This window comes from Paenibacillus ihuae, assembly GCF_001368795.1.
Lineage (GTDB): Bacteria > Bacillota > Bacilli > Paenibacillales > Paenibacillaceae > Paenibacillus_AQ > Paenibacillus_AQ ihuae.
This window is the reverse complement of the sequence record NZ_LN831198.1, coordinates 2,854,249-2,863,628: the sequence shown is the minus strand read 5'-3', so window position 1 is coordinate 2,863,628 and position 9,380 is coordinate 2,854,249. Positions and strand designations below refer to the sequence as shown.

Annotated in this window: 8 protein-coding genes and 1 pseudogene; 6 read left to right on the top strand and 3 right to left on the bottom strand. The window is 51.1% G+C overall.

The window, feature by feature from the left end; genetic code table 11:
* The 5 genes from AQR02_RS34180 to AQR02_RS12985 form a co-directional block, all read left to right on the top strand.
* A partial coding sequence (locus AQR02_RS34180) for a YbaK/EbsC family protein (RefSeq protein WP_245237385.1) occupies positions 1-876 on the top strand: 876 nt, incomplete at its 5' end.
* A 148-nt stretch (positions 877-1,024) separates the two neighbouring features.
* Positions 1,025-1,612 (top strand): GNAT family N-acetyltransferase, encoded by a 588-nt coding sequence (locus AQR02_RS13000; RefSeq protein ID WP_054940862.1) that lies wholly within the window; start codon positions 1,025-1,027, stop codon positions 1,610-1,612.
* Positions 1,613-1,952: 340 nt separating this feature from the next.
* Positions 1,953-3,212, top strand: coding sequence for a DNA polymerase IV (locus AQR02_RS12995; RefSeq protein ID WP_054940861.1), 1,260 nt, complete (start codon positions 1,953-1,955; stop codon positions 3,210-3,212).
* A complete protein-coding gene (locus AQR02_RS12990) occupies positions 3,209-3,688 on the top strand; it encodes a YhjD family protein (RefSeq protein WP_054940860.1) in 480 nt (159 codons plus the stop codon). Before AQR02_RS12995 ends, AQR02_RS12990 begins: the two co-directional genes overlap by 4 nt.
* 203 nt (positions 3,689-3,891) lie before the next feature.
* Positions 3,892-6,198, top strand: coding sequence for a type IA DNA topoisomerase (locus tag AQR02_RS12985; RefSeq protein WP_054940859.1), 2,307 nt, complete (start codon positions 3,892-3,894; stop codon positions 6,196-6,198).
* Positions 6,199-6,312: 114 nt separating this feature from the next.
* Here AQR02_RS12985 and AQR02_RS12980 read toward each other — a convergent pair whose 3' ends face one another.
* The 3 genes from AQR02_RS12980 to AQR02_RS12970 form a co-directional block, all read right to left on the bottom strand.
* Positions 6,313-7,080, bottom strand: coding sequence for a DsbA family protein (locus AQR02_RS12980; RefSeq protein WP_245237383.1), 768 nt, complete (start codon positions 7,078-7,080; stop codon positions 6,313-6,315).
* Positions 7,081-7,178: 98 nt separating this feature from the next.
* Positions 7,179-7,931 carry an HAD family hydrolase gene (locus tag AQR02_RS12975; RefSeq protein WP_054940858.1) on the bottom strand — a complete coding sequence of 251 codons (753 nt, stop codon included), beginning with the start codon at positions 7,929-7,931 and terminating at the stop codon, positions 7,179-7,181.
* A 50-nt stretch (positions 7,932-7,981) separates the two neighbouring features.
* Complete coding sequence (locus AQR02_RS12970; protein ID WP_054940857.1) at positions 7,982-8,905, bottom strand: ArsR/SmtB family transcription factor; 924 nt, start codon at positions 8,903-8,905, stop codon at positions 7,982-7,984.
* Positions 8,906-9,068: 163 nt separating this feature from the next.
* On the opposite strand from AQR02_RS12970, the pseudogene AQR02_RS34175 reads away from it, so the two are divergent.
* Positions 9,069-9,380: pseudogene (locus tag AQR02_RS34175) on the top strand (MFS transporter); the annotation flags it as partial.

Sequence of the window (9,380 nt, the reverse complement as noted above, 5' to 3'; positions counted from 1 at the left end):
GGTATCATCAAGACATTGATTTATGAAGGGGACGGCAAAGCATTCGCCGTGCTTGTCCGGGGCGATCATGAGGTTAATGAGATTAAGGTAGCCAAAGCTATCGGCGTTAACGAGGTATCCCTTGCTGATTATAGTGATGTACTGGCTGCTGCCGGAGTGGAGAGCGGATTTGTCGGGCCGGTCGGACTGCCGCTGCCGCTAGTCATTGACACAGCTGTTGCCGCAATGGCGGCGGGGATAGCGGGAGCGGGAGAAAAGGATTATCATCTGCGGTCCGTTGTGCCTGGACGTGACTTTCCGCTGGAGCATGTGGCTGACTTGCGCAATGCCGTGGAAGGGGAAGCTTGTCCGAAATGCGGGCATGGCGTACTGCATTTCCATCAGGGCATCGAAATCGGCCATGTTTTCAAACTGGGGACCAAATACAGTGAAAAGCTTGGTGCCACCTATCTGGATGCCTCCGGCCGGAGTAAGCCAATGATCATGGGCTGTTACGGTATAGGCGTCTCACGCCTGCTGGCGGCAGTCGCTGAACAGAGCCATGATAACGAGGGGCTTATCTGGCCTGATAGCCTTGCGCCATACCGGGTTCATATCCTCCAGGTGTCTGCCAAAGATACAGAACAGACTGCACTGGCTGAAGAATTATACAGTGAACTGACCCAGCAAGGGATTGAGACGCTGCTGGATGACCGGGATGAACGGGCAGGGGTTAAATTCAAGGATGCCGGTCTGATTGGCATTCCGGTTGTGCTGGTGGTCGGCAAGTCTGCCGGTGAGCGCAAGATAGAGTATTGGGACCGCAGAAGCAATGCGAAGGAAGTGATTAGCAGCGCAGAGGCGCTCTCCCGGATAAGTGCAGCACACCGGAAGTAAGAAACAGCTAACCCGAAGGTAGAGGATAGTTATGAACTGTTCTCTACATTTAAAACTTTAGCCGGCAATGTTAGAATTCAAGTCAAAGGTTCAGGCGTAATCATTGAATCTTTTAGAATCTGCTTGCAGGCTAAAGGGGGCTTAAATGATGACAGAACAACTGGATTATTTCTGGAAGGGTACAGTCGTTAGACTCAGGGCTACACAGAAGAGTGACTGGGAAGATTGGAGAAGGGAACAACAGGATAGTGACGCCGTCCGGCTGATGGAATGGGGCATTGAACTGCCCAAGAGTGAAGCGAGTGAGCGGGCAATGTCAGATGAATACGATGATTTCAGAAGCAATTACCGCCGGATGTTTGCGATTGAGACCCATGATAATGTTCTGGTAGGGCTAATCAATTTGAGCGGTATGGATCAGAAGAACGGTACATTCGGCATTTCCTTCTGCATCAATAAGCAGTTCAGAAAAAACGGATACGGCCTGGATGCCGCAAGAATTGCTCTGCGGTACGCCTTTCATGAGCTGAGGCTGCAGAAATGCAACAGCGGCTGTGTCTCTATTAATGAGGCTTCCAGAGCGCTTCACCGCAAGCTGGGATTCCGGGAGGAAGGCCTCCGCCGGAGAAGCATTTATATGAACGGACAATATTACGATGATTTATTACTTGGGCTGCTGCGTGAAGAGTTCGATGAAGCCGAAGAGCGGCGGTTTGCGAATGATCAGAAGAAGTAAGAAAGTTAACAATTTACAATAGTAAATTTTTCATGTTAATTTCACAACCATATTTTTCAAATTCAACCGTTCGTACTCCTTCCCCGTCAACCTTAAGTGGCCGGCGGGGATTTTTTTGGCGTGGAAAATCAAACCATTGCTTAAAAATCCCTATCGTGGTTATAATACAAACAAATGTTCTTATATTTGCGGAGGCGATCAATCGTGAGAATGAGTATCGGCCAAACACTTCAACTCATATACCTGGACAATGCCGGCAAGATTACTCAGCGGAAGATCAAGGTTTGCGGCAGCTGTGACGACCGCATGCAGCCAGGGCAACCGTTACAGGAGAAACGCTATGTCTAAAGAGCGAATTATTTTACTGTCGGACTGCCAATCCTTTTACGCCAGCGTCGAAAAAGCTGCTCACCCGGAATATAAAGATAAGCCTGTCGCAGTGGGGGATCCGACGCGGATGAACGGAATTGTGCTCGCAGCCTGCCCAATCGCCAAGGCCCAGGGTGTAACCACCGCCTCACGTGTGGGCGAAGCCATGGCCAAGTGCCCGGGACTTGTGGTTATACGGCCGCGAATGAGTACTTATATAAAGGTATCGCTGCTTATTTCGCAAATTTACCATGGATATACGGACCTTGTGGAGCCTTTCAGCATCGATGAGCAGTTCTTGGATGTGACGGGCTCATTGACCTTTTTTGGAGGAGGAACCCAGGAGATCATTCGCAGCATCCAGCAGCATGTTCTGTTATCCACCGGTGTCTGGACCAGGGTAGGGATCGGACCGACAAAAATACTGGCCAAGATGGCAAACAACCTTTCGAAGAAGCGGGAAGGCGGGATTTTCCGGCTCGGGTATGACAATTTGTCTGAAGAGCTCTGGCCTTTGCCGGTACATGAAATGTTTATGGTGGCCGGCCGGATGAGCAAAAACTTCTATCGTATGGGGATAACCACCATTGGTGACATTGCGCGGATGGAGCTGGGTGAGTTTAAGCGGAGAATGCGTATGACAATGGGCAAACAGAGCGATATCCAGGCGGAGTATTATTGGCAGACTGCCCGCGGTATCGATCCTAGCCCGGTAGTAACAGGAATCCGCCATCAGATCAAATCGGTGGGTCATGGTAAGGCGCTGCGCTGGAACCTGTACACCCGGCTGGAGGATATTGAGGTCGTACTGCTGGAGCTGGTCATTGAAGTTTGCCAGCGGGCACGGCGGTACCGGTATATGGGATCAGTGGTATCTATTGCAGTCTCGGAAACAGACGGTAACAGGTCCAATTCGTATAGCCGTCAGATGACCCTGCCGGAGCCGTCGTCCCTGACTCATGAGATTGCAGCAGCGGCTTATCACCTGTTTATCGACCATTGGACCGGGATGCCTTTAAGCCGTTTATCTATATCTATTTCCCATTTGACCGATGACAGTGTCCTGCAGCTTACGCTGTTTGACGACCGGGAACGGACCTATAGAAGAGAGCGTACCATCGATCAGATCAAAACACGGTATGGCAGCAAAGCGCTGATCCGGGCGTCCTCCTTGCTTGAATCCGGGGTTGCTCTGGAACGCGCCGAACAGATTGGGGGGCATTATAAATGAGCAAACTAAACGGAAACGAGAGGTGGAAAACCAAAATGTTAATGACTGAGCATGTAGAACAGTATGAGCAAAAGGATAAGGAAGAGGGCGACAGCGGTAAAATGCTCACTACCCTGGAACGAACGATGGTCCGGGATCTCATTTTGCTTCCTTACATAGACACCATGGTCAGCAAGAGTATGCAGGAGGTTGACCGGTCGGGCAACATGCTTACCCGGACGTATTTAATGGCCGGACGGTATATCCAGAATCGGGTGATGCAGGATACCTACCGGCTGCAGCGGGAACTCAAGCAGCGGAATATAAAAGTGCTGGAGGATGAGCAGGAGGATTTCTTGTTGTACTATAAAATTCTGTTTCGCGGCTATCAGGAGCGGTTTGGACTGACCCGTGATGTCATGCGGACAGAAATAAGCCTGAGATTAACCCGCTATACCTCCGAACTCGGAGCGGTATTAAGAGAGCAGCTGAAATAAGTAATCCCCGTCCGGAGTGTTCTCTTCGTTATTTTGCGTAATAAAGTAATTGCTCCGTGCTCACTTTCAAGTGCTTACCAAGCGTATTCAGCGTCTCTCTTCTGATGATTATACTGATTATTAGCAGGAATTTCGTTTAACATAATGGTATAATAGAAAACTGGACGCATTTTGGAAGATTGAAGGTTAAGGAGCGATTTTTTTTGAAAACACTCATTATTGCGGAAAAACCGGATATGGGGCGGAATATCGCCGCCGCAATAGAACCGAAGGCCAAAAATTACCGTTCCTATTTAGAAGGGGAGCAGTACATCATTACTTGGGCGATCGGTCATCTCATCGGACTCGCCGAACCGGAAGCTTATGACGACAAATACAAAAAATGGAATATTAACGACTTACCCATCATTCCCGACCAGTTCAAGCTGGTGCCGAACGCCCGCACGATTGATCAGCTGAAGGTGATCGGCGAGCTGGCCAAACGTAGTGATCTGCTGGTCAACTCCTGTGATGCCGGGCGGGAGGGGCAGCATATTTTTTCGCTGATTCAGCGGCATTTGCAGCTGGGCCAGCCGGTGAAGCGGCTGTGGATTTCCGATCTGACGCCGGAGACGATCCGCAAAGGCTTCCAGGAGCTGAAGGATGGCTCGGAGTATGAGAATCTGACCAAAGCCGCCAGGGCGCGCAGTGAGGCCGACTGGCTGATCGGGATGAACGGTTCCCGCGCATTCACCACGAAGCATAATGTACTCCTGTCCGTAGGCCGGGTGCAGACACCAGTGCTCGCGCTGATATATGACCGCCAGAAGACGATTGAAGCTTTTTCATCACTTAAGTTTTTTGAAGTCGAGGGGCATTTCACGCAGAACGAGGTAGCCTATAAAGGCATGTGGCAGGGGGACCGTCTGACCGACGGTGCGAAGGCGGAGGCGCTGGCTGCCAAGGTCAAGGGGAAACCGGGGCGTGTTGCTTCGTATGAGGTCAAGGACACCAAAGAGTATCCGAACAAACTGTACGATTTGACGCTGCTGCAGCGTGAGGCGAACGGGAAGTACGCTTTTTCCGCCAAAAAAACACTCGATATCGCGCAGGCGCTCTACGAGAAGCATAAGGTGATCTCCTATCCGCGGACCAACTCCAACTATGTAACGGAGCAGAATATCCCTGAGATGCATAAGACGCTGTCTGCGCTGCAAGGGACCTCCTATGACGAATGGGTAAAAGGTGCGAACCGCAATCTGGTCCACAAAGGCAATAAATTTATCTGCAATCCGTCAAAGGTGGAAGACCACCATGCCATTTTGCCGACGAACCGCAAAGCATCGGGGCTAAGCGCAGATGAGGCTAAATTGTATGACCTCATTGTGCGACGCTTCCTGTCACAGTTTTATCCGGCTGCGGAGTATAAAGTGCACACAGTCTTTACTGAAGTTGAAGAAGAGAGCTTCAAAACGACGGTCAAAGAACTGCTGAGTCTCGGCTGGAAGGTCATTTACGGCGACCAGAAGAAGGATAAAGCGAAGCCGGCTAAGGGGAAAGGCAAGGAAGACGAGGAGGAAGAGGAGATTGAGGTGAACGAGCCGTTCTCCATCTCTCCGACGGACGGGGTGCTCTGCAGCGATGCGGTAGTTAAGGAAAAAGACACGCAGCCGCCGAAGCATTACACGGAGGGGACCCTGCTCAAAGCGATGGAAAGCGCAGGCAAGCAGATAGAGGACGAGGAGCTGCGCGACGCCATGAAGGATTCAGGTCTCGGCACTCCGGCTACCCGGGCGGCAACGATTGAGCGGCTGAAGAACGTCGGCTATGTTGAAATGCAGGGCAAAAAGATCGCGATTACCCAAAAGGGACGGACGGCGATCGAGCTGATCCGCGGAGCGGGGATTGAGCTGCTGACCTCGCCGGAAATGACCGGACAATGGGAACGGCGTCTGAATGAAATAGCCAGAGGGACTGCAGCAGACGGCCAGTTTATGGAGAATGTCAAACGTTTCGCCTCGATGATCGTAGAGAAGGTTCGGGTACAGTCGCGCGCGTCCAAAACCTCCTTTGAGGGCGAAACGCCTTCAATTAAGGCGGGGGCCAAAGGGCGGAGCAGCGGCTCAGCCGCGAAGGCAAGCCCGGACAAGCCAGCCGGCGCCTCCCGCAAACGCAGTGGAGCAGGAGGCAGTGCTTCTGCCGGTACAACCGCAGGTGCGGGGCGGCCTAAAGCTGGTGCTGAGACTGCAGCAGATACCGGACCGAAGATCATCGGAGCCTGCCCGCGTCCCGGCTGCGGGGGAACGATCTTTATGGGGCGTAAAGGATATGGCTGCTCGCACTATAAAGAAGGCTGTAAATTTGTAATCTGGAAAGAAAATCATGGCCGGACTCTTACCGACGCCCAGGTGAAGGCGCTGATTGAAAAAGGCAGAACCGGTAAGCTGAAGCTGACAGCTGAGGACGGCGCTCTGCTCGAAGGCAAGCTGGTACTGGCCAATATGGATACGGGGCAGCTTAGCATCGAATGAATGATCTAATAAATTTCCCTTGAAGAATACAAAAAAAGGAATGCGGCCCGGGCCAGGGATTCCCTGCCGTGCCGCATCCTTATCTTTTTGCTGGAGTGCTTAAATGATGCGGGGTTACTTGGCGGTTTCTGCCAGTCCGCTCTCAACCGCTGCGGTAAGCCCCTCGTAAGAGGAATCCTTCAGCAGAACACCGTTCACCATGAATTTAGGTGTGCCGTTTACGCCGTAGGCTCCAGCAATTTTGAAGTCTTCCTTAACATCGTACATATAGGTGTGGTTCTTCACGTCCTGCTCAAACCGGACGTAATCAATGCCCTCAATGTTCTCTTTAACGAAATTAAGAATGAATTTTTGCGTCGCCCAGATTTTGCTTTCGTCGCCTTGATTAGCATATAGCTTATGAACGTATTCCCAGAACTTGTCGTTGCTTTGTTTATAAATAGCTTCCCCTGCACTTGCTGCCAGATAGGAGTCCCGGTCAATAAAGGCGAAATTCATGAAGTAGAAATCCGCTTTCCCGGTGTCTACATAATCCTTAATGAAGGTATCCAGGTAAGCTTCCGTCCACTTCTTGCAGGCCGGGCATTTGAAATCGGCGAATTCAATGACCTTGACCTTGGCGTCCCCGCTGCCGAGATGCGGCTGCTTCTCAACCTTCAGCCCGTCAACCACAATAGTGCCTTTGACATCCGTGTAGTTGGGCAGCCCCTCAAAAACATCGCTATCGCCGGCTTTGCCGCCTGTAGTGACATAGATCAGCGCAATGATCAGGATGACCACCACGACGCCCAGCAGCATCGGCAGAAGACGTTTGTTGCCCGTTGCGGGGGTACGGGAGGTCATCTTATTCAGTGTGTGTTTAGGATTCGCGTTCTTGTTCATTTGTACCTCCTGCATGAGATGAAAAATCTACTCAAACAGTATAAACACACCGGGTGCAGGCTGCCTATGGCATTTCTAACAGAAGGCCTGGTCTGTTATCAGCCGTGGTTTTTGCGCTGCGATGCCGAGCGGATGACCGGAGGGACCTCATGAATAGAGGAAATGGTCAGGACCGACTGCTGCATTTCCCGCTGGAGCTCGATCAGGTTGTAGAGCCATTCATTTTGCTGCTTCAGATAGATGCTGTTGATGCCCGCAGTCAGGGCCGGGAGCACATCCGTGCGCAGTGAATTGCCGATCATCCAGGTGCGTTTCCGTTCAAAAGGATAAGAAGTCAGAATATTCTCAAGCGATTCGATATTTTTATGCTGGCGGATAAAAATCCGGTCACCAAAATAAACGTCGAGCTTCATTTGCTCAATTTTACGCTGCTGGATCGTATCGTCCCCGCCGGTATAGAGATACAGGTCATGACCGTCATGCTTCAGCGCATCAAGTGTTTCCACCATGCCCGGATAAGCTTCGACTTCCTGGTCGTAGACGCTGAGACCGAGCTTCATCAGCTGCTTTTCCTGATAGGAATCGGCCGGACGGTTATATTTGGCGCAGAAAAAGCGGTAGGTGGCAATCAGGGATTTCGGGAAATTGTCGCTGGCAAGACCGCTGGTACTTACGGTCTCCACGTCGATTTCCACCTGCTTGCTGCGGAATTCGCTGGTTGCCGGTCCGAACTCGCTGAACCAATCGGACATCAGTTCGAAATACTGCCCCAGAATGAGGTCAAAATATTTATTGCAGTGGACCAGGGTGTCGTCCAGATCGAAGATAACTTGTTGTGTCAAATATTTCATAACGCTCACTCCTATAAGTTTTGTCAGCTGTCTCTGTCTGTTTATAACTATTATAAACGAATATACGATTCTAAGAACATTTGCAGATCTGAGGCGCCGTCCGGACGGACACTATAGCGCTCGTTGCCTTCGCCTTCACTGCCCAGATGGACCCGCAGAAGGCCCGCGACACGCAGCATAAGTAAATGATGCATCAGCATATCACTGGTCTGGTTCAGGTCCGACTGCAGCTCCCACAGTGTTTTGGGCTCGTGGGCCGCATAACGGAGGAGCCGAAGCCTGGTCGGATCAGACAGCGCTTTGGTCAGGCGCAGCAGCACGGTAGGCGGTTCGTCCTCATTGTCCGAGGGAACATCTACAGGATACTGTATAATCATCAGGGTATTGTAGAAGCAATACATGTTGATCGGCCGGTTATGTATGGTAGGCAGGAGCACGACTGTCCGCAGATCAGGGATATCCTCGATCACCACGCCGCCGGATGCATATTCAATCAGCGCAGCAGCGCCCATTTTGCTCTCGAGCATTTTTTTCTCTGAAGCGTCTTCGATGAGTATGGGCAGGAGCTTTGGCTCCACATGACGGAAGTATTGCTCATACCATAGCTGCAGGAGCGGGGGATAGTCCTTTTTGATCCGCGCGCATTCTTCCATAGTAAAGTTCGGAAAAAGCGGCGCTGTGCGTTCAAAGCATTCCTGTAGCGAAGAAGCTTCCAGCTCCTCCAGGAACTGCGTCACCTTCGATGCCGGCTGGCGGTGGTAAGCCCAGACATAGAGCACATCATAGTCGGTAAAAGGCCATTCGGCTGCCTGCCTGAGCGCAGTTACCTGCTGCGGAGGAATGCGGCCGTCAATATCACGAATCCAGTCGGGACCCATATCCAGATTGGATATCCATTTTCTAGTTACATATAGCATGAAACTGTCGAGCAGTTCGTATACAGGTGAAACATCAATTTTCAGTTCATAACTCATGCGGCATGCACCCCCAGGAAATCGGTCACTTCTATATATTATCTCTTGTTTTGAAGAAGATTGTCCACTATAATGTTCGGTGTTTGCCTTCCGAGTCAATTGTGTTTGAAGAACTAATCAAGGAAGCATATGCTCACAAAACTTTTAGGAGGCTTCATTTCATTTGAACAGCAGGCTGAATTACATCATCCTTATTACGGTTATTATCGCCGCCGGGCTCAGCCAAGGGCTGCTGCTGCCGGTGCTCTCTATTCTGCTGGAGCAAACAGGAGTTTCTTCCTCTCTTAACGGGCTTAACGCCGCGGCCCTTTATGTCGGGTCGTTCGCTATGACCCTTGTGGCTGAACGGGTACTAGGCGCAATCGGCTTTAAGAAACTGATTGCTTCCGGGATCAGCCTTGTGCTGGTGACATTGCTCCTGTTCCCGCTGCTGCCCGGCATCAAGGCCTGGTTTATATTGCGTCTGCTCGTCGGC

What these genes read in the sequence shown, in the direction of transcription:
- AQR02_RS12990 (WP_054940860.1), top strand. Translation starts at nt 3,209, where the DNA reads ATGAGCAAACTAAACGGAAACGAGAGGTGGAAAACCAAAATGTTAATG.
- AQR02_RS13000 (WP_054940862.1), top strand. Translation starts at nt 1,025, where the DNA reads ATGACAGAACAACTGGATTATTTCTGGAAGGGTACAGTCGTTAGACTC.
- AQR02_RS12980 (WP_245237383.1), bottom strand. Translation starts at nt 7,080, where the DNA reads ATGAACAAGAACGCGAATCCTAAACACACACTGAATAAGATGACCTCC.
- AQR02_RS12970 (WP_054940857.1), bottom strand. Translation starts at nt 8,905, where the DNA reads ATGAGTTATGAACTGAAAATTGATGTTTCACCTGTATACGAACTGCTC.
- AQR02_RS12995 (WP_054940861.1), top strand. Translation starts at nt 1,953, where the DNA reads ATGTCTAAAGAGCGAATTATTTTACTGTCGGACTGCCAATCCTTTTAC.
- AQR02_RS12975 (WP_054940858.1), bottom strand. Translation starts at nt 7,931, where the DNA reads ATGAAATATTTGACACAACAAGTTATCTTCGATCTGGACGACACCCTG.